We start from the raw sequence: 19,704 nt of genomic DNA, 5'->3' as shown, positions 1-19,704 counted from the left end.
ATTTAGGAAAACAAACAAACTAATGATTTCAGATTGAAAATTCCAATGATTTCCTCGTTAATGTCCGTAACCTCGCAGTTGATTTATTGAAGTCATTGCTCTTTTTGTAGGTTGCAGCAACCAATCTGGAATCCAGGTCACAGCCCTTGTAGTGATCCTGAAGTGCGACGATCGCTCAAAAGGGCATCTATCTGTTCAGCGGATCTACCAGGGATTGACAGGACAAATCCTTCTTCGCTTCACAAATTCTTTGCATTATCAGGTCATTCCCCCGATCATGGCAGTCCTGGTTTACAAGTTTGCAAATTTTCAGTAAACAGAGTTTATTCTTAAACCATAGGCATCATCTCAGGAGGCGTTTTGTCATGATTTGGCAGAATGGCAGACCGTTGCAGGTTTGGATTGCTTCGTCGGTCAAGGTGCATCCCTGGGTTCGATCGTTAGCTCAAGGGCAAAAAACTGTTAGCATCGCAGCCAGCATTCTGATGGTGAGCGGTGCGATTGCCCTGATGCCGATTTCCCCGATCGAAAAACTGCCGGGTATCGCTCCTCTTCCCGCACAGGCACACACGCCGATCGCCCAGGAAATTGCTGCCCTCAAGCGATCGAATGTGGGCTGGATCGAAGTTAATCTATCGCGTCAGCGGCTCATTGCCTGGGAAGGACGCACGCCCGTTTATGCCGTAGTTGTTTCCACCGGAACCGCAGCGCATCCCACATTACCGGGAGTGTTTGCAATTCAATCCAGACATCGGCAAACCCGGATGCAGGGCGACGACTACGACATTCCCGATGTGCCCTACACCCTGTACTACGACGGCAGCTATGCCATTCACGGCGCATACTGGCATCGTCGCTTTGGCACTCCGGTCAGCCACGGCTGCGTCAACGTCGCGGTCAATCATGCTCAATGGCTATTTCACTGGGCAAGGATAGGAACCCCTGTAGTCGTGCATCGCTAACCCCCTCACCTCGTCTTCCTTTCATCCCCTCATTCCCTCACCCCTAACTCAACTGCACCACCGGACGATCATCCACCAAAGTCTGAGTCGTCAGAATATCCTCAACTGTAATTCGCAAAAATCGCGCCTCGTCTACGCGAAACAGCACCTTGACCCGATCGCTTCCCGGATATCCGGGAGGAGCTAGTTGGGCGATCGTGCGGGCACTGTCTTGATCGTTAAGGGGTTTCACGGTTGGTTTGCCGCCGCTGACGGCGCGAGTGACAAGTCGATCGCCATCAAAAAAGACTTCGGTTGCGCCTGTTTCCTGTCCCAGTTCGCCGATCACCAGCTCAATGCTGGGCTGATTTTCGATCGAGGCTCCCAGAAAAAGTTCAACGGGCTGCTCCATGGGGTAGGGTTGTCCCTGTTTGATTAAAGGATGCCAGCCGTGGCAGTTGTTGCGCCGATCCCAAAAGCGGATGCCATAGCTGTGATAAAGGTAGTCCTTCACCTCCATGCCCTGCTGAAGCTGAAGCGCGCCCAGGGCGATCGCCTCAAACGGTTTATCCGATCGAATTTTTTCTGGCGGAAAGTACTGCTCGACCCAGGCTTTTACGGCGGGAATTTGGGCTGTGCCGCCCACTAGCAAAACTGCGTCAATTTCTTCGAGGATCAAACCCTGTCGCTGTGCCTGCTGCAAAACCTGGTTCATCGACTGGTCGAGGCGATCGAAAAAGCCCTGCTCTTGCAAAATTTGCTCGAATCGATCGCGGCTCAGGTGCAGCTCGTAGCTGTCGAACGTTTCATCATTGAAGTAAACCTCGGTTGCCTCGGGCTGCTGAGAAAGCTGAATCTTGAGTCGCTCCGCCAATCGCAGCGTTAAAGGACTAGCGGCAATTTCCTGAGTCTGCGTGAAATAATCAACAATCCAGTTATCCAGATCTGCCCCGCCCAGACTCTGCCCTGCTTTCGCTAAAACCCGCGCCAGTTTCGGACGCTGCGCCGACTCTTCGAGCACCTTTTGTCCCCACTTCAGCAGAAAACCGAGCGGCTTCTTGTCGGGGTTGCGCTTGTCGCCTTCGAGCCGCACCAGGGAAAGATCGAGCGTGCCGCCGCCAAAGTCGATGACCAGAACCGTGCCCTGATTTTGCAAACCGTAGCCCAGCGCTGCCGCTGTTGGCTCATCGAGAATGCGAACCTGCTCGACCTTGAGGGTATGACACACCTGCGTCAGCCATAGCCGATATGTCTCAAAGCTATCCACCGGAACCGTAAACACGATCGAATCCAGATTAGGATCGACCTGCTGCAAGTGCTGAATTACATCGCTCAGAAACCATTGCCCCACCTGCTCAAAGGTGACAATGCGCCCGTCGAGCTCTGGTAGAAATCCCTGAATGTCTGCGCCGATGCCGCGCTTGAAGTTGCGAAAAAACCGCGAATCGCTGCTCAAATCTAAACCCCGATCGCGCACTGCCTGTCCTGCAATCAGCTTGCTTTGACTGGCATCTTCGACATAAAGCAGACTGGGAATCAAAGGCGGATTATTTGCTAGACGCTGGGAGCGTTCCGGCAGGGTCAGCGTTTCAGGCTGCTGCGTCACCGGGTTCCAGCGCACGACCACCGTATTACTTGTGCCAAAATCGATCGCGTAAACCATACTTTCCGGGCGTTAGTTCCTTCTCTATTCTTTAAGGGAAAAGGGCGATCGAGAAAAGAGGCAGACGAGGGAATTGTCGGTTTTATTGAACTTGATCTTATTTACCCTGAATGGGTTTCTTTCGATAGATTAGGAGAGGAATTTCTCTGCGATCGTCAAAGAATTGTTAAGAGCATTACAAACAGGAGCAAGCGCAATGCCGGATGATGCAGATCCAAAAAACAGGTTTCTCTACTCCCGCAGCCGCTACCGGGGAGAATTTACGCCGCAGCATCTTGTCTTTAACGCCAATCTTCAGGAGTTTGCCCAGCGCATTGAGTATCTATGCAACCTGGAAACCAATGGCAAAATTTCTCCGGGTGAAGCGTATGAAGAAATCAGGAAGCTGTACAAGCAGCTTAAGCAGAGCAAAAAAGCCCTGGACATTCCAGACCCGCCTGACCAGGGCGGCACTCCTGATCAGTAATTGATCAGTAATTGGATCGTTAGTCGAGTGACGGTGATCGGTGGTCAAACATCAGCTTGATTTCAGGCAGCTAGATTTCAGGCAGCTAGATTTCAGGTATCGAGTTTGAGCTGGTTAAACTCTACCACCGTATCCGGCAGCAGCTTATTCACCGATCGCTCCTCTATGCCCGATCGAATTTCTCGCTTGCTCAGCAGATAGTAGTCGCCCACTTTTTGATAGCTGTCGCGAATATCGTCTCGCTCGATGACTGATCCGGATTCGGCATCGCGAAAAACTACCTGAAAGTGAGTGGGAAGATAGCCTTCGGTAGTTTGCATCGAGTCGATCGTATTCACCTCAACCTTTAGATCGCCCAGCGTACGGTTCACCTGAACAATCTGCTGATCCTTCACTTTGTAGTAAGAGTCGGTCTGGTCGCCCAGTTCTTCGATTCTGACGGCTCCGGTTTCGTCCTGTCCGGTTTGCTCAAACTGGCTGTGTGCATGAAACTGCTCGAAGGGCGATCGGGTCAAGTGCGTGGCAGTCATTTGAAGTTGGGCGGCGACAATTTGCCGCAGATTATCACTGCCAGAATTCTGCACCGTTACAGCATAGTTGGGCAGTAAATGTGCTTCTCCCTCAAACTGCTCCTCGCCGTCCCGCATTTTCACCTGTGCCGAATAGCCGGGAAACGTCTCATTCCAGGTATAGCGATGTCCATAAGCTTCTCGAAAAATGGCTTCGGCAGAAGCTCCATCTGCAAAAGCGGGCAAGCTCCAGCCCAGCAGCACCCACAAAAACCCAACGCTCCAGACCAGGACTTGCCGAGTGAAAGATTGCAGATTCATAGGCGATCGACTCCTGGAAAATCTCTTTTGCAATAAATATCTAGCTAATTTAGCCTAATCGTCTGAGTCAAACACTTATCCTTTTATAGAGTTTCTGGTTTAGGGATTGGTTCATAGCAGAGTGGGGCGATCGTCCTTGTGCTACTAGTCTTTGTGCTACTAGTCTTTGTGCTACTAAAAGATGTTCTGGTTTCGATCGCCGCATCATTTGTAGTGGAGTATGGATTTGATGAATCGCCCGATCACCTATCCCAAACATTAAAATGACGAAGAATGCGATCGATGAACTCTCTTAACGCGATGCCTACCCTCACTGCTGGCGATCATGCTCCCTGGTTTGTATTGCCCTCCCATGCCGATGTGTTGATGGGCGGGTATCGATCGGTGCTGTTCTTTTTCGGTGGCACAGCGCAAAATCCGCAAATTCAGCAGGTATTAACCGGATTAGCGGCAGCGCAAAATCAGCTTGCGGCGGCAGGATTTTCCTTTTTTGGCGTGAGCATTGACCCACGCGACAAAGAGCTAGAGGGTCGAATTCAAACGAACGATAAATTCCGATTACTCTGGGATTTTCAGGGCGATCTCAGTATGCGCTATGGGGTTTTAGGCAGCGACAAAAACGGCATTACCTATGATCCGACATCCTTTATATTGGATGAGAATTTGCGCGTGGTGCAGGTGATTCCCCTGGTAACGAACAAAAACCACGTCGCCCAAATTTTGCAGGCAGTTCAGGCTCTACCACCGATCGCTTCCCCCCAGCTTGCTCAACGTCACGCGCCTGTCTTGCAAATTCCCCAGGTGTTCTCACCCAATTTTTGCCGTCATTTGATCCAGCTTTATGAAGCAGATGGCGGGACAGATTCGGGATTTATGCAGCAGGATGGGGAAAAGACGGCGATCGTTATGAATCCCCAAGTCAAACGGCGACGCGATCTGATCCTGACGGATGCTGCCCTACAAAGTCATATTAATTCGCTGATTTGGCGACGAATTCAGCCGGAAATTGAGAAAGCCTTTCAGTTTAAAGTGACCCGCTACGAACGATACACCGTCGCCTGCTACGAAGCGGGAAATCAAGGCTTTTTTCGCGCCCACCGGGACAATACAACAATGGGTTCCGCGCACCGACGCTTTGCCATGACGCTGAATCTCAACACAGGCGAATACGAAGGCGGCAGTCTCCACTTTCCCGAATACAGCACTGCACAATACAGTCCGGGCATCGGGGATGCACTGATTTTTTCCTGTTCACTGCTGCATGAGGCAACTCCAGTGACCAAAGGACGGCGATTTGTGCTGCTTTCTTTCTTCTTTAACGACGAAGATGCCAAATTGAGAGAGCAGACCCAGAAGCAAATTATGCGAGAAGGGTAGGGTCTAGTTCTTTATGCTGGAATGTCAGGCTGCGCTCGATCTGAATTGCACGATCGCGGCAGCATCAAAACGCTTACACGAGCAGCAGTACCTTCGATCGCAGGGCATCTCTAAGGAAAGTTGATCAAAAGACTAAAGATCAAAAGACTAAAAAGGGGCACTGTTGCCCCAAAATCTACTTTCTACCAATACCCTCTAGCAAAAGGTAGGTGAAAACGCTTTACTGATTGCGTATGATTCGTTCTAAGCGATACGGATAGCTCGGACAAATAAACCAGGAGTGAAGTTGCGTTTAGCGTTAACTGTCCAAGCCCGCAACAGCTTGTTATCGAGGATTTGCAGCAGTTGCTGTGCCCATTACCTGAAGGCTAACGGGGGCAACCCCTGAACTCATCAATCCAATGACTCGTGCGGCTCCTGCCGAAAGATCAATCACGCGCCCATGAGCATAGGGACCGCGATCGTTAATGCGAACAACAACCGAAAGCCCGGTGTCGATGTTGGTGACGCGCACCTGGGTCCCAAACGGAAGAGAGGGGTGAGCTGCTGTGAGTGCTTCTTGGTTAAACACTTCACCGCTTGCACTCCGATTACCGTTAAACCCAGGACCATACCAGGATGCCAACCCGCTAAACGCCATCTGAATCGCACCAAACGAAAGCCGACGGGCTTGGGTGCGTGGGTCGCCGGAAATTCGATCGATTGGGGGTGCATTACCAATTTGACGGCGGAGACGATTGGTCGCCTGCAAGGTGTCTTCTGCAGGATCGCGAGTGGTGTCAGGCAAAATTGCAGTTTCACCGATTTCAACCAGTTCTTCATTGCCTGCTCGAATCTCGTATCGCTGCCGATCGTCATCCCAGGCAGCAGTGAGGTCGCTAGCGTTGAAGTTGTCACGGTAAAGCTGATTGAGGCGGGCTGCGATCGTGGTCGCTTGCCAGACGGGGTCATTGGGGTTGACCGAAGCTTCAGCCGAACCGTCCGTCATGACCGCTGCTTGAGTCAATTGAGCATTTTGTTGGGTGTTTTGTGAACTTGGGCTGGTGGTTTCATGCTGGCTTTGAACGCTAGCAATTTTAACCCCAGGATCAGCCATCGGATTAGAAGCTGCCGAATCGACAGGCGAATTAACCGAATCAGAGCCAAGGAACGTTAGGACAGGAATATTGCGAACATAGACTGTTGCTGCTTGCTGTCCGTTTAGCTCATGAGCATGGATGCGGGCAATTGTCGCATCTGCTTCAGCAGTGTCCTGGGACTGGTATTCCCCAATCTTGACTGCTTCTTGAACTGGAGCGGCTGCCACAGTAGTCGCAGGTTCGGTCGGGGTAGAAGTCGATGCCTCCTGAGCAAACGACGTTGTAGTAGGAACATCTGCTTCTGAGGTTTCGTCTGCAACCGCAGGCTGTTGAATAATTTGGCTTAAAGGAACTGCTCCTAGCGCGGTTACCAACAGGGTAGCGGCAGTCAGACCGCTCAAAATTTTATGGTTCATACGTCCATCGTGAATGGTACATGGAGAGTGAGCCAGCGATTTGGGAAACAAAAAGGCTAACAAGGGTCAGCAGGTTTCCGGTCTAACTCATACTCGTTACGTGTTCACTCCTGGCTACGCAACTGCAACAGACTAACACGAAGTTTTTGCTCTGGGGATCAGGGACAGTTTCCGAACCGCCACATCTTTACAATAACTTCATATAAGGAAATTCGGTCAAACACTTGTTCTGCCTGACTTCTAATTGTTTTCCACCAGTTTTAACTTTATCAAAACTTCATACTAATTTTCACATTTTTTTACTTTCTGAAGCTATCGCAGGTGTTTCAAATTGGAAAAACAAATGCTAGGCAAGGCACCCGCTCGATCGCGGAACAATCTTGGTTTTGTATTAGCTGTCCTAACCAGGTTGAACGTTCGATCGCCTGATGCGACAAGGGACGATCGAATTGGGCCAGGTTTCCCACCCTGCACTTCACGTCATTAGCCTGCAAATTAGAGGAAGTTTGCCAAAAGCCTTTGCAAAGAACCTGTATTTTTGGTTTTTACAGGTTCCGTATTTTTACTTAAACTTTAATATGTCAAAGCGAATCGATATCTTTGTTCTGCCTATTTATTGCTATCGCCAACTTGGTTAGTAAATAGGCGGGGCAGCACAGTCTTACAATAGCCTTTGGTCGGAAGTTCGCGCTGCATTCGCTCTTTAATATCGCTACGGTAATTAATGAAGCGAAATCTATCGGTGAAACAAACGGCACAGAACCTACCACGGTTTAATGGCGATCGTCCCAATCAGCACTGCTAGGCGACAAGCCAAAAAGAAAATCTTTAAAGTGCCTACTGTCGATTCAGCAGTTTTTCGAGGATGTCTTTCGCGGGTTCTACCATTGCCCAGGTTCCTTCGGGCTGCTTACGCAGTGTAGCAATATGAACATAGTCCCCTGAGCCGATCGTCTCTCCTTGCTGCACCGTTCCGAGCTTCGGCTGCTTCAGCCCACAAAGGCGAAACAGATAGGCAGGCACATCGGGGCTGGAAAACAAGATGCAGCCGGCGACATTCTGCTGCACCTGTCCATCAAAGGGCGCGTAAACAGAATCACCGTTGAGCCGAATGGAAATATCGCCCAATCCAGCAACGACAGAATGATTTGCGATCGCGTCGCCAGGCTGAAGCTGCCAGGTTTGCTGAATCTGAATCATGCGGGTCAGCGGCAGCGACGATCGCTCAGGAGCACAGCCTGTTTGAGACAAAAGCAAAACTACCCCACAGATCACCATCACGATCGGCTTCATACTTTGCCCCCAAGCAGCAGCCCAATCATAATCAGCGTTAGACGGCAGCCCCAAAGAAAACCAGACTGGGGAGCAACAGTCGATCGATAAATCGCAACGGCGGCAGGAGCCAACATCAGCAGGATACTCATCAGCGAAAGGGCCGGATAAAGCTGGCTCACTCGGTCAAGCAAAATTCGTAGCAGGGCGGCTCCGAGCGTGAGGGTCAGGGCTGCCTGAGCAGAGGGAAAAATTTCGGCTGAGTCGATCGATGGCTGTTTGACGTGCTGGCGGTTAAAGGTCTGATTGCGAAATGGTTTTGATCGACGCGCAGATTGAGCAGTTTTGAGGTTGAGCTGAACACAAGCCGTAATGCCAAACTGAACCATTGCCTGCAAGAGCCAAACGATCGCCCGAACGCCCATTAGAATCAATGGCAGAAAAGTCATTGCTCCCCATTTAGCCCCCTGCCTTAAAACCATCCCCCATGACTGTGCCAATTGCACTTGGCTAGATGCGGCTCGATCGCAGAAAACTTGCCCTCCTGTCGCCTGAGACTTGGTTCGATCGCAATCGGTTTGCCAGCTTAGATCAATCGATCGCGTGCCGATTCGCAGTTCGCCTGCCTCCGTTTTTTCGACATAAGGAATTGCGATCGTCTCCTGGCTCTGCTCCAAATCACCCCTCAGAGCATTCGGCTTAAGCTCACTAGGCTCAAGATTATTTGGCTCAAGATAACCAGCCTCAAAAAGTCGCCGAATATCAATCGATTGGGTAGAACCAGAAACCCTGTCTCGATCGCGCTTAATCTGCTGGACGATCGCTTTGAGCCGCAAAATGGCAGCTTCCTGGTCGGCTGCAAGCTGATTGACGTAGTGCATCTGGTCTTCGAGCCGTTGCCAGAGCCGCTGCATTTCTGAATCAAAACGGCTAGCGGACTGAGCGGATTGAACTGGCAATTTGCTTTGTGCAACGTGAAGCTGTGCAGCAATTGCCCTAACTTCTGCCTGCGGTTCTTTCATGGGGGAGGAAAGCTCCTAGTACTTAGGTACTATTTCCTCAAACTATATCTTAATTTCAGATTACTGCTCAAGGATCTGAGTGAATTTCGAGCGCAGTTTCTAGCAGGGACTGCTGTAAAAATCGTGCAGGTCAATTTGTCGTGGAATGAGAACTAGTCCATTTGCGAGTTGCTGCTAGCTGACGAGTCAAAGCTTAGTCCTCTGAGCCAACAATATTAGCACTGAACCAATCAAAAATCGGATCAGGCGAGCCAGCACTGCTCTGTCACCGTATGCGTTGAAAGCAATTTGCCTGTTTTACTTTGTTCTCATGTTGGCAAACTTGGTCATCAAAAATTTTAGATCGTTCGCGAGATAAACTCCGTAAGTATTTTCCATACTGCCTGATTCGATCGACCTTAAGCTTTTCTCTAGCTAGAATAAACTCGATCGCCCTTTGCCGATCGGCAGGTTGATTAAAGTTGCAGGATTGAAAGGAATGAGCACGGGTATCCTGCGGACTTTTCATGATTTAGCAACAAACAAAAAGAATTGCCTGAAGGCAGGAGCAGCGCCCGATCGTTTTAGAGCGGTTTTCTCTAAATTCTCAGTTCTTAGTAAGGGTGATTTCGTCGAGACATAAAAGGCAGGTAATCATCTTCTTAAGAGAAACTTGCAGCGAAGCAAGCCAAAGAAATTATCAAGACACTCAATTTAAGACATAACTTAGGAAAACTTATAACCTCACCGTTGTTCTCTAAATGTAGTGCCACTTACATCAGAATTTTAGCCAGCGCACCACTCGAAAGGGTGAATCGTTAGGTTTAACTTTAATTCACTCCGGTTCTTCCCGTAATCTGATGTGTACCGTTTGTCTCTACCCCTGGTGTGTACTTTTTCTAGAGTTGTTTCGTTTTTCAATCACAATCTTGTATTCCTTCAGCGATCGAAGCAGGCAAGCGCACTTGAAGATAAGGAGGCAGCCGATCGCTTTCAGAGTACAGCAGGCTGCTCAAAAGCCAGGTAAGCCGGGAGAAATTTAACTGTAAACAGCTTCCAATCAGGAAACAGCTTCGTCTGAATTACTGCGGTTTGCTCCTGCAAGCTACAAAGAGCAATCTGACGGTGTTCTAACCAGCGAAAAAAACAAGTGAAATCTGTATCGGTGCTCCGGAATTACTTTTTGATAGAAAAGTATTTTTCTCCAAAATAAATGTCCTCAAAGCATGAATTCCAAAGTTGCAATCAGGGCTGTTTCTGCTCAGGAAATTCAGTGCAAGAAGTTGCTTAAAACGTTGCAGAATAGACAAAATTATGATATTCGTAGAATAAATGAATACACTCAGATTTAGCATCTCTTCTAAGAGTGTTTCTGGGAAAGCAGATTTAACTCTTGGGGCTGCTTCGTTAAGCAGGGCAGGGGACATTTTGCAGAGTTGAGCGACTCAGTTCCAGAATTGCCTTCTTTGAAGAGGGATTACCTTGCAGTTCACGTTTTGAGGAGAAAGTAAATATGGAGACTTTTGGATATCTCCAAACTTCTGAAGAGTATGAAAGCTCTGAAAGCAGAGCTTTGGTTTGTGTGCAAAATGGGCTACCTTCTGTTCCGGACTTTAAAATTTCTGGTCAGATGATGGCAGTAGTGGCGGGGGCAGCTTGCTCTGCTGCTGTTCTCGGTTCTACCGGAGAGGCTCAAGCATTTCCGCTCTATCCCGGCGATAGCGGTCCTGATGTAACCTATGTGCAAAATCTGCTGACGAGTGCGGGCTATTCCGTCCCGGCAACAGGTTATTACGGTTCGCTGACCGAAAGTGCTGTTACAAGTTTCCAAGCGGCTAGAGGTCTAGGTGCCGATGCGATCGTCGGTTCGGCAACTTTAAACGCACTAGAGGGCTTTATTCCGGTTGAACCCGATTCCGGCGGCAGAACCGGCACATTTCGCTTCGGCGATTCTGGAGCCAGGGTGGGAGATCTGCAAATTTTGTTGGCGAATGCTGGCTACTTTTCTGGTGCGACAACGTCATACTTTGGTTCTCAAACTGAGGATGCGGTCATTCGCTTCCAGCGCGCAAATGGTTTGACCGTAGACGGAGTTGCAGGTCCGGCAACCTTTGCAGCACTGAATAACTTTGTTCCGGTTCAGCCCGATCCCGGCAGCAGCGGTAACCTTCGCTTTGGCAGCTCTGGTGCCGAAGTTACTCGTTTACAAAATGCCCTCACTGATGCAGGCTATTCGGTTCCAGCGACAGGCTACTTCGGTTCTCAAACCGAGAGTGCGGTTATTAGCTTCCAGAGGGCAAGCGGTCTAGTGGCGGATGGGATTGCAGGCCCGGCAACGCTAGGCGCGCTGATTGGCTTTGTTCCGGTTAACCCTCAACCGGTCGGCAGTCTCCGGTTTGGTGACAGTGGGGCTTCCGTTACCCGTTTGCAAAACCTGCTGATCGATCGCGGTTTTCTCGCAGCGGGACTGAATACAGGCTACTTTGGTGCAGCAACCGAGGCAGCTCTGACTGCATTTCAGCGGGCGAACGGTCTAGTAGCGGATGGCATTTATGGTTCGGCAACGGCATCAATCTTGGGCTAGTTTTAGGCTAGCCTTTGTGAGTCCGCGATAGGTGTTACTGAGTAAGTGCAGGTTGAGTTGGCTCGTAGTTTTTTGCTGCGAGTCAACCTTTTTATTCAGGCGCATCTCGATTGCCTCTCTTTAAGATGTACTCAGGAATTTTTTTTTACTGAGTCCCCTTTTTACTCAGTAACGCTGCTTTCACCATGATGAGGAGAATTTTGCATGGAACTTTTTGCCCATCTGCAAATCGCTCAGGCTTATGAGGAGTCTGGTGCTGACGATTGGATTAATTTAGCCGATCGCTTCGATGACGCTTCGATACCTCCAGAGGGAAAACTGCTTCCCATCGCCAATGCAAATCCGACAACGCTGAGAATCTTGCTTACCATTACTGCTGCCTGGTCAACCCTCCTGTCAGGAACTGCACTGGCAGTCGAAGAATATAATCCTGGTTTTCGAGCAGGTGTTGCGGATTCAACTTATCTGCCGATCGCGCCAGCAACCGAGACCAACCGGACGGTTCCTGCGAATTGTGCCAATGCCCTATGCAGCGCAGCCTGCGGAAACAGGAATTCTGCCGGCGTTGTTCCAATTAACAATTCAACAATTGAGCGTCCGGTCGCAGGAGCAAGTTCTAACAATACATTCATTGCAGTTCGTCCAGGTTCCTCAACTGGAGTCTTTCTACGCCGAGGCGATTCAGGTTCAGAAGTTACTCGAATTCAAAATCTTTTGCGATCGGCAGGCTATTTTGATGCGGCTTCGACTGGGTTTTATGCCACGCTGACCGAAGCTGGCGTGAAAGCATTTCAGCGCGATCGGGGATTGCCTGTGGATGGCATTGTCGGAGAAGAGACTCTTACTGCGTTGCAGGGTTATCGTCCGGTTTCCCCCACACCTTCTCCCACGCCAGTGCCGCAGCCCGGAGTCAATCGATTGCAAATTGGCGATCGGGGAGAGGATGTCGTAAGGCTTCAGCTTGCCCTGCAAAATACTGGCTTCTACCGGGGCACGATCGACGGCGTGTATGCTGCCCAGACCGAGCAGGCAGTCATCGCATTTCAGCAGGCAAACCGTCTAGCCATTAGTGGAATTGCAGATTCAGCGACGCTGGCTCGACTGGGAGTCGCGATCGATCGAGTTGCGCTTCGATCAGACGCATGAAGACACTTTACAAGAAACTACATGATCAGAAATCACGATAAGGAATCGGGGTTAACCGCGGAATCAATCGGTTAACGAAAGCAAATTAAAGAAAACAGGGTACCCTGACTGTTTTGAGGAGTCGGTTATGCAAGGAACAGACGATCGATCCAGGCGAACTGCCCAACGATCGATATTCCTATGCTGCGTGACGAGTCCTGTGACAACGCTTTGCGCGGGTATTCTTCTCTAGAGTTAATACTGTCTAGAGTTGATACTGTACGCTAAGACAATGCCCAAAGCCAGACCACGAGACAGGTTTCGATCGCTGTTCTATCCCTTCCTAAATCAACAGTCTGATATTTGCTAATACAAGTGTACCACACTCTTGGGATTCTCCCACCGCAGTCTTGTTTCTAGAATTTATTAGGGCAGCAATCCGGCATTTGGGGCAAGAGCTTACCCAGTGCAAAGGATTTAAGGCGAAGGATGAATTCCCGCAATCTGGGCTGATTTGAAGCAGTTTGCCTGAAGCATCGACCAGGGATTTGCAAAGATTGTTGCGACGATCGATCGCAAATCGTCTAATCTTAAGAAGCGAATTCGCTAGTCGATCGCGTTTCTCAAAGTCTTCGTCCTCAAAGGTAGCTGTGCCGAAACGTCTCTCTTTTCTTGCCTTTCTCCTAGTTATTGGATCTTGGGGAGTCAGTCAGCCTGTTTACGCCCAAGCACTCATTCCTCACTTTGTTCAGCTTGATGATGAGCAAATTAGACAAGAAGGTTTAGGATTAGCCCAGGAAGCCGCTCAACTGGCGCAGTTTCAGCAATACGGTTTGGCTCTTGCAAGGGCACAGCTGGCCTCTCAGCTTGTTCCTGACAATGCTCAGGTTTGGGCACTGCTGGGCAGTCTACATCTTCAGCTTGAAGAGCCTGAACCTGCAATCGCTGCTTTACTGAAGGCAAGGACGCTCGACCCGCAGAATGCCGCAGTTTTTTTTGCGATCGGCTCTGCCTACTTTCAGCAGGAAAATTATCGATCGGCAATTCAGTATTTTCAGTCTGGGTTGCGGCTGCGACCCAATACGCCCGGAGCACGGTTTGACCTGGGCAACGCTTATTACAAGCTAAAGCAATACGACCAGGCAATTGCCGAATATCGCAAGGCGATCGATCTGGATGCAAAATTCTGGCCTGCCATTAACAATATGGGCTTAGTGCTGTATGAGCGGGGCGATGTGGCTTCGGCAGTGCGCGAGTGGCAGCGGGCAATTGCGATCGATCAGAATCAGGCAGAGCCTCAGCTTGCGCTAGCGGTTGCCTTATTTACTCAGGGACAGACCGACCAGGCAGTTCAGAAAGCGGGGATTGCCCTGCGATTAGACGATCGCTATGCCGACGTGAATTTTTTGCAGGAAAACCTGTGGGGCGATCGACTTCTAACAGATGCCAAAACCTTTTTTGCCCTGCCCCGGGTTCGGGAGGCACTCGCGCAAATTACCCAATCGGCTTCTCCAGATCGCCCAACTGAGTAAAGCTTTTTTCCTGATACGCAGCCTCATTGCTAGCAAAATAGTACGGGAACCTAGTATGGCTCATTGAGTCTAGGGTCGAGGGCAACAAAGTCTTCGAGACAATTAAATCCGCCCTGCTAAAAATAGTCAGAGGGAGGATAAATTTGCTGGGAATAAAATGGGATAAATAGTATCGAGCAAAGTCGATCGTCATGAGTTACTGCATAAGAATATGTCGATGGTAAAAAGCAAGATTTCAGCAAGTCAGAGAAACTCGATTCGGTGCAAAAGGCTATTGCTGTCGATCGCGCTGCCTTTTGTCATGGTTCCTGCAGCGATTGCGGCATCCGTTCCCGGCAGTTCCCCTGCTGCTCGTCCTGCTCAGTCCGTTCGTCCAACGAACCCTACTCCTACCCCTTCTGCCCCTAACTTATCGGTCGAGCAACTGGCGATTATTACCACTCCCGATCTGCCCTCGCTGGGAACTCCTGATCGCTTTTTGCCAAAGCCCCAGCCCCAAATGCGTTTAGTCATTCGCTTGGGGGCACGGCGGGTTTATGTGTATGAAAACGATCGCGTGAAAACCAGCTTTCCGGTTGCGGTCGGCAGACCTGGCTGGGAGACTCCGACAGGAAACTATCACGTCCTGCAAATGATCCAAAATCCTGCCTGGCAAAATCCGTTTACGGGAGAAGTTATTCCGTCCGGACGAGAAAATCCGCTAGGAACCCGCTGGATCGGCTTCTGGACGGACGGTAATAACTATATTGGGTTTCACGGCACGCCCAACGAAGAATCGGTTGGCACTCCGGCTTCCCACGGCTGCATTCGGATGTTCGACCGGGATGTGCAAAGGTTATTTGAGATGGTGGCACTCGGGACTCCAGTGAGTGTTGTGCCATAAAAAATTTCCTCTAAATGATTGAACGAATCACTCAGAGGAAACTGTTCAAATTTGCTTAAGCATAAGATTCAGTCGGGAGGGCAAGTCGAAAGATTTAGCCCTCCTTTCCGCTTAGTTATTCTTCATCATCGTCGCCGTCCTCATCCACGGTGTCATCATCGTCCAGCACAGAGCCGTAGTCATCATCGACATAGCTTGCGCCGTAGTCGCCGCCTTCTGCTCGATCGCGTACCGGGAATACATCGAATCCGGCTTCGCGCTCGAAGGTACGGGCAGTGCGATCGTCTAGTACCACGTCGCTCAGATCGATATCTTCTTCAAACAAACTGTTTTCGTAGATTGGATCGATCTCGACGGCAGCAGCGTTGTCTTCGTAAGCATTGAATCCGGTTCCGGCAGGAATCAGACGACCAATAATCACGTTTTCCTTTAAACCGCGCAACCAGTCCGACTTGCCCTCAATCGCCGCTTCCGTTAGAACGCGAGTCGTTTCCTGGAAGCTGGCTGCCGAGATAAAGCTGTCGGTGTTGAGGGATGCCTTGGTAATACCCAACAGGATCGGCACATAGTCTGCGGGTGCACCCCCTGTGATTGACATTGCCTCATTGACCTGCTCAATCTGGCGCAGTTCGACAAGTTCTCCCGGCAGCATCGTGGTGTCGCCACCGTCTTCGATTCTGCCTTTCGAGGTCATCTGGCGCACGATCACTTCAATGTGCTTGTCGGAAATTTCAATGCCCTGCGAGTTGTACACGGACTGCACCTCGTTCACCAGGAACGTTTGAACCTCCTGCAAGCTCCGTAACGAAGCTTCGTGAGTTCCCATCGTTTCGCGGTAATAGGAGAAGAAGATTTCCAGAATCTCGTGGGGATTGGCAGGACCATCGGTGAGCGGTTCCCCGGCACGAACTTCCTGGCCATCAATGACCAGAACGTTTTGACCCGGCAGCAAGGGATACTCGGTTGTAACTCCATCCGATTCGATCACTTTGACCTCGACGGACTCATCATCACTGTAAATTACTTGAGCTGTTCCGGGACGACGCGACAGCACACAGGCTTCCTTCGGCTTCCGGGCTTCGAGCAGTTCCTCAATTCTCGGTAGACCCTGAATGATGTCTCCGGTTTTCGATCGCTCGTACACCAACAACACCAGGTTGTCGCCTCGCTGTACCAGGTCGCTGTCATCAATATGCAGTACCGCTCCGGCAGATACTCGGTAGGGGCGAGCCGATCGCAGTACGACTTCTCCATCCGATGCCGCAATCACCTGTCCAGACTCTTCGCTTCTGACGCCGCCTGCGACTTCGGTTCCTGCCACGATCAGATCGCCAACTTTCACCTTGGGAGCCTGTCCCTGGGTATCCAACGACACCAGATCCGCCTGCCGCACGACCAGAACTCGGCGAACGGCTTCTCCGATATCGCGAATCCCACGAATTTCTCCGGCTTCTTTACAGAGAATCTCGGTACGCGCCACGACTGCTCCTGGTGTGATTTGGTCGCCATCCTTCACCAGCAAACGAGTATTGGTACGGCCCTGGGTTTGATCCGCAGCGATGTCGCGACGAATGACCAGCGATTCCAGAATTACAAGCTGAAGCCGCAGAATGTCCGCGCTCTTCTCGTCGGGAACTAGTTCGATATCTGCCGCAAGCTGAGGCGCATCTTTCTCAATTTCCAGCACAAGCTGAGTCCGCAGCAGATCTAATCCTTCCACAGACTTCACCCGCTCACTGTCTTTATAGGCAATGCGCTGGATTGCCCGCAGTTTGATCGATCGACCCGATTCTTCATTATTGGACTCCTGGCTGGGAACCGAAGGCTGATCGGGAACCTGGTATTCGGTGACAGGGCGCAGCAGCAACGCGGGACCTTCAGGCGACTCCACATATTCCATGTAGCGCAGCTCATCCACCGTTAGTCCAGGCATCACTTCCTGCCCAGGATTGACGATCGTGCCATCCTTCGACATCACCGCTTCTGGATTGTCTGCCAGATGCAGTTCACCAGGCTTGATCACGATCTCGCGCAGAATGTCATTTTTCTGCGTCACTTCGACCACACCACTGCTTTGACAGAAGATGTCCTTCACGACTTCCGTTCCGGCTTCGACGTATTGACCGTCTTCCACCATCAGCAGCGAGATGTCTTTGTTGACTTCGTGAGCCTCTTCAGGAATCCACAGGATCGTGCCGCCCTGAACGACTTCATAGCCCAGCTTTGCTTTGCCCTTCTTAGCCACTTCGATGCCGGAGAACTTGATGATGCCGCCCGTATGCGTCCGGTACCGATCGTCAATCAGTTCTGCAACCACCTGACCATTCGTCACCTTCGTGCCCGGAGTGGCGATCAGAGAGAATCGCTGTCCGTACTGGGTTTCGATCAGATAATGTTCCCGACCCTGCTGGCTTTCGGCGATCACCTGCGCTTCGTCCAACAGCACCGACGCGGTGATGATTTCAATCTCCCGTCCGCCTTTGCCTTCGCTTTCCTGCGGGATTCGCACCACGCCGCCATTTTCGGTGACGAGCTTGGTTTCCGCCATAATGCTGTTCGGCTCGACGCGATCGCCGTTTCGCACCACGGGTTCTGCACCCGGCGGCAGGTTGTACACCTCACCGGAGAGAATCCAGATTAGTCCGCCTCTTTGGGCAATTCGGGTCGTGTTACCCTGACGGTCTTTCTTTTCTTCCGGCACAACATCGGCAAAGCGAACTTCGCCTGCCATGTCCGAAGCCACGTCCTTGGTCGCTTTTTCCGTGACTTTGCGAACGCGACCCGTGCTGGGCATTTCCACCATCATCTGGTTCGCTTTCACGCTGTCACCATCGCGCACAAAGATAATCGAACCCGAAGGGACCTGGTGGACTTCCTTGCGATCGCCCGATTCCACAGTGATATCGACGTTCACTTCAGAGATTTGTGCGTCTTCCCCGTGACGGGTGCGGAAGGCACGAGCGCGGAACTGCTTCGGCTTGGTTCTCACTGTGCCGTCAAAGCTGGCACGAATCTGGGGAGCGACTTCCCCGGTAAAAGTTCCTCCCGTGTGGAAGGTTCTCATCGTGAGCTGGGTTCCCGGTTCCCCGATCGACTGCGCCGCGATAATGCCAACCGCTTCGCCCATATCTACCGGAGTTGCGTGCGCCAGACTCCAGCCATAGCAAGACTGACAGACCGATCGGGTTGCCTCACAGGTGAGGGGCGATCGAGCCATGACTTCTTCGACTTTTGCCTTGCCGACTAGCTTTGCCATGTCGTCCGAGATCGGCTCGTTGCGCGGGATGATCACTTCGCCCGTTTCGGGGTGAACGATGTCCCGTGCGGCAACTCGACCCAAGAGGCGATCGGCAAGGGGAATCAAGACACGCTCACCGTCGGTCATGCTGCGAACAACGATCCCGCGATCGGTGCCGCAGTCGATTTCCCGAATGATCACATCCTGAGAAACGTCTACCAGTCGGCGGGTCAAATAACCAGAGTCCGCTGTTCGAAGTGCGGTATCTACCAGACCTTTCCGTGCCCCGTAGGAAGAGATGATGTACTCCGTTACAGTCAGACCTTCCCGGAAGTTGGTCTTGATCGGCAAGTCGATGATCTGTCCCTGCGGATCTGCCATTAGACCGCGCATTCCTACAAGCTGACGCACCTGAGAGATATTGCCTCGCGCACCGGAGAACGCCATCATGTAGACCGAGTTGAGCGGGTCACTGGCTTCAAAGTGGCGAATCACTTCGTCTTTCAGCTCTTCGCTAGTTCCGTTCCAGGTATCGATTACCTTTTGGGAACGCTCAACTTCAGTAATTTCGCCGCGGGTATACCGCTCTTCGGTGTCACGCACCTGTTCTTCTGCTGCTTCCAACAGATCCCGCTTGCTGGGCGGAACCATCAAGTCATCTACGCTAATCGATACCCCAGCTCTGGTCGCAAAGCGGAATCCGAGGTCCTTGAGTTCATCCGCCATTGTTGCGGTGCGGGCAGTCCCATAGTGAGTGAATGCCCAGGCAACCAGGTTTTTAAGCTGCTTCTTATTCACCACGCGGTTGCGAAATAGCATCCCCTTACCAGACTGTTTGTTTCCCTGCTGCTCTGCCGTCATTTGCGATTACCTTTGTAATGATGAATTCGCTGTTTGCTTGCTGCTAATTTGCTCAAGCTTGCTGCTAGCTCACGAGCGCATCGTGAATCGTCTTGTTGTAAATCACTCGCCCGGGTGTAGTGCGAACATACTGCGAAAGCAAATTGCCCTCTGCATCTTTCCGCACGCGCCGATCTGTATACAGTTCGGTAACTGAACCGTCTTCACCACGATGAATTTCCTGCGGCTCCCGGTCTTTGCCGTCATCCTCAACGTCGCCGTCAAATCGCAACCAGATATAGGAGTGCAGATCGACGACCTTTTGCTCATAGGCGATGATCACGTCATCCATGCTGGAGAAGTAGCGACCCACTCCCAGTACGGCATTCGGGTTCTCTGCAGTGAGGTAATAGCAGCCTAATACCATGTCTTGGCTTGGCAGCACGATCGGTCTACC

Annotated in this window: 13 protein-coding genes and 1 pseudogene; 7 read left to right on the top strand and 7 right to left on the bottom strand. The window is 51.0% G+C overall.

Annotated elements, in window-relative coordinates; translation table 11 throughout:
• Positions 1 to 365 precede the first annotated feature (365 nt).
• Positions 366 to 962, top strand: coding sequence for a L,D-transpeptidase (locus H6F80_RS18310; RefSeq protein ID WP_242067432.1), 597 nt, complete (start codon positions 366 to 368; stop codon positions 960 to 962).
• 43 nt (positions 963 to 1,005) lie between these two features.
• Here the strand turns inward: H6F80_RS18310 and H6F80_RS18305 are convergent, their stop codons facing one another.
• Positions 1,006 to 2,604, bottom strand: a complete 1,599-nt coding sequence (locus H6F80_RS18305) for an Hsp70 family protein (protein ID WP_190792962.1) — start codon at positions 2,602 to 2,604, stop codon at positions 1,006 to 1,008.
• A gap of 196 nt (positions 2,605 to 2,800) precedes the next feature.
• Between H6F80_RS18305 and H6F80_RS18300 the strand changes: the two genes are divergently transcribed.
• Positions 2,801 to 3,070: a DUF7219 family protein gene (locus H6F80_RS18300; protein ID WP_190792961.1), complete on the top strand. Its 270-nt coding sequence runs from the start codon at positions 2,801 to 2,803 to the stop codon at positions 3,068 to 3,070.
• A 92-nt stretch (positions 3,071 to 3,162) separates the two neighbouring features.
• Here H6F80_RS18300 and H6F80_RS18295 read toward each other — a convergent pair whose 3' ends face one another.
• A complete protein-coding gene (locus H6F80_RS18295; protein WP_190792960.1) occupies positions 3,163 to 3,900 on the bottom strand; it encodes a DUF3386 family protein in 738 nt (245 codons plus the stop codon).
• A gap of 300 nt (positions 3,901 to 4,200) precedes the next feature.
• On the opposite strand from H6F80_RS18295, the gene H6F80_RS18290 reads away from it, so the two are divergent.
• The gene (locus H6F80_RS18290) at positions 4,201 to 5,277 is read left to right on the top strand and encodes a 2OG-Fe(II) oxygenase (protein WP_190792959.1); all 1,077 of its coding nucleotides are present in this window, start codon (positions 4,201 to 4,203) and stop codon (positions 5,275 to 5,277) included.
• A 325-nt stretch (positions 5,278 to 5,602) separates the two neighbouring features.
• Here the strand turns inward: H6F80_RS18290 and H6F80_RS18285 are convergent, their stop codons facing one another.
• The 3 genes from H6F80_RS18285 to H6F80_RS18275 form a co-directional block, all read right to left on the bottom strand.
• Positions 5,603 to 6,772: a septal ring lytic transglycosylase RlpA family protein gene (locus H6F80_RS18285; protein ID WP_190792958.1), complete on the bottom strand. Its 1,170-nt coding sequence runs from the start codon at positions 6,770 to 6,772 to the stop codon at positions 5,603 to 5,605.
• A gap of 837 nt (positions 6,773 to 7,609) precedes the next feature.
• Positions 7,610 to 8,065, bottom strand: coding sequence for a hypothetical protein (locus H6F80_RS18280; RefSeq protein ID WP_190792957.1), 456 nt, complete (start codon positions 8,063 to 8,065; stop codon positions 7,610 to 7,612).
• Complete coding sequence (locus H6F80_RS18275) at positions 8,062 to 9,066, bottom strand: hypothetical protein (RefSeq protein ID WP_190792956.1); 1,005 nt, start codon at positions 9,064 to 9,066, stop codon at positions 8,062 to 8,064. Before H6F80_RS18275 ends, H6F80_RS18280 begins: the two co-directional genes overlap by 4 nt.
• 1,492 nt (positions 9,067 to 10,558) lie before the next feature.
• On the opposite strand from H6F80_RS18275, the gene H6F80_RS18270 reads away from it, so the two are divergent.
• The 4 genes from H6F80_RS18270 to H6F80_RS18255 all read left to right on the top strand — a co-directional run bounded on the left by H6F80_RS18270 (position 10,559) and on the right by H6F80_RS18255 (position 15,169).
• The gene (locus tag H6F80_RS18270; protein ID WP_190792955.1) at positions 10,559 to 11,629 is read left to right on the top strand and encodes a peptidoglycan-binding domain-containing protein; all 1,071 of its coding nucleotides are present in this window, start codon (positions 10,559 to 10,561) and stop codon (positions 11,627 to 11,629) included.
• 204 nt (positions 11,630 to 11,833) lie between these two features.
• Positions 11,834 to 12,775: a peptidoglycan-binding domain-containing protein gene (locus tag H6F80_RS18265; protein WP_190792954.1), complete on the top strand. Its 942-nt coding sequence runs from the start codon at positions 11,834 to 11,836 to the stop codon at positions 12,773 to 12,775.
• Positions 12,776 to 13,404: 629 nt separating this feature from the next.
• Entirely contained in the window at positions 13,405 to 14,286 is an 882-nt protein-coding gene (locus H6F80_RS18260) for a tetratricopeptide repeat protein (RefSeq protein WP_190792953.1), read from the top strand.
• Positions 14,287 to 14,587: 301 nt separating this feature from the next.
• Positions 14,588 to 15,169 (top strand): L,D-transpeptidase, encoded by a 582-nt coding sequence (locus H6F80_RS18255; protein ID WP_190792952.1) that lies wholly within the window; start codon positions 14,588 to 14,590, stop codon positions 15,167 to 15,169.
• 115 nt (positions 15,170 to 15,284) lie between these two features.
• Here the strand turns inward: H6F80_RS18255 and H6F80_RS18250 are convergent, their stop codons facing one another.
• Positions 15,285 to 19,268, bottom strand: a complete 3,984-nt coding sequence (locus H6F80_RS18250; protein ID WP_190792951.1) for a DNA-directed RNA polymerase subunit beta' — start codon at positions 19,266 to 19,268, stop codon at positions 15,285 to 15,287.
• 64 nt (positions 19,269 to 19,332) lie between these two features.
• A pseudogene (gene rpoC1, locus H6F80_RS30455) lies at positions 19,333 to 19,704 on the bottom strand (DNA-directed RNA polymerase subunit gamma); the annotation flags it as partial.

The organism is Leptolyngbya sp. FACHB-711 (assembly GCF_014695615.1).
Classification (GTDB): Bacteria; Cyanobacteriota; Cyanobacteriia; order Elainellales; family Elainellaceae; genus Leptolyngbya_A.
Note: the sequence above shows the minus strand (reverse complement) of the source record. Positions and strands in the feature narration are given on the sequence as shown.

Coding starts and splice junctions, on each gene's coding strand:
- H6F80_RS18280 (WP_190792957.1), bottom strand. CDS start 8,065: ATGAAGCCGATCGTGATGGTGATCTGTGGGGTAGTTTTGCTTTTGTCT.
- H6F80_RS18275 (WP_190792956.1), bottom strand. CDS start 9,066: ATGAAAGAACCGCAGGCAGAAGTTAGGGCAATTGCTGCACAGCTTCAC.
- H6F80_RS18285 (WP_190792958.1), bottom strand. CDS start 6,772: ATGAACCATAAAATTTTGAGCGGTCTGACTGCCGCTACCCTGTTGGTA.
- H6F80_RS18310 (WP_242067432.1), top strand. CDS start 366: ATGATTTGGCAGAATGGCAGACCGTTGCAGGTTTGGATTGCTTCGTCG.
- H6F80_RS18290 (WP_190792959.1), top strand. CDS start 4,201: ATGCCTACCCTCACTGCTGGCGATCATGCTCCCTGGTTTGTATTGCCC.
- H6F80_RS18295 (WP_190792960.1), bottom strand. CDS start 3,900: ATGAATCTGCAATCTTTCACTCGGCAAGTCCTGGTCTGGAGCGTTGGG.
- H6F80_RS18300 (WP_190792961.1), top strand. CDS start 2,801: ATGCCGGATGATGCAGATCCAAAAAACAGGTTTCTCTACTCCCGCAGC.
- H6F80_RS18305 (WP_190792962.1), bottom strand. CDS start 2,604: ATGGTTTACGCGATCGATTTTGGCACAAGTAATACGGTGGTCGTGCGC.
- H6F80_RS18265 (WP_190792954.1), top strand. CDS start 11,834: ATGGAACTTTTTGCCCATCTGCAAATCGCTCAGGCTTATGAGGAGTCT.
- H6F80_RS18250 (WP_190792951.1), bottom strand. CDS start 19,268: ATGACGGCAGAGCAGCAGGGAAACAAACAGTCTGGTAAGGGGATGCTA.
- H6F80_RS18255 (WP_190792952.1), top strand. CDS start 14,588: ATGGTTCCTGCAGCGATTGCGGCATCCGTTCCCGGCAGTTCCCCTGCT.
- H6F80_RS18270 (WP_190792955.1), top strand. CDS start 10,559: ATGGAGACTTTTGGATATCTCCAAACTTCTGAAGAGTATGAAAGCTCT.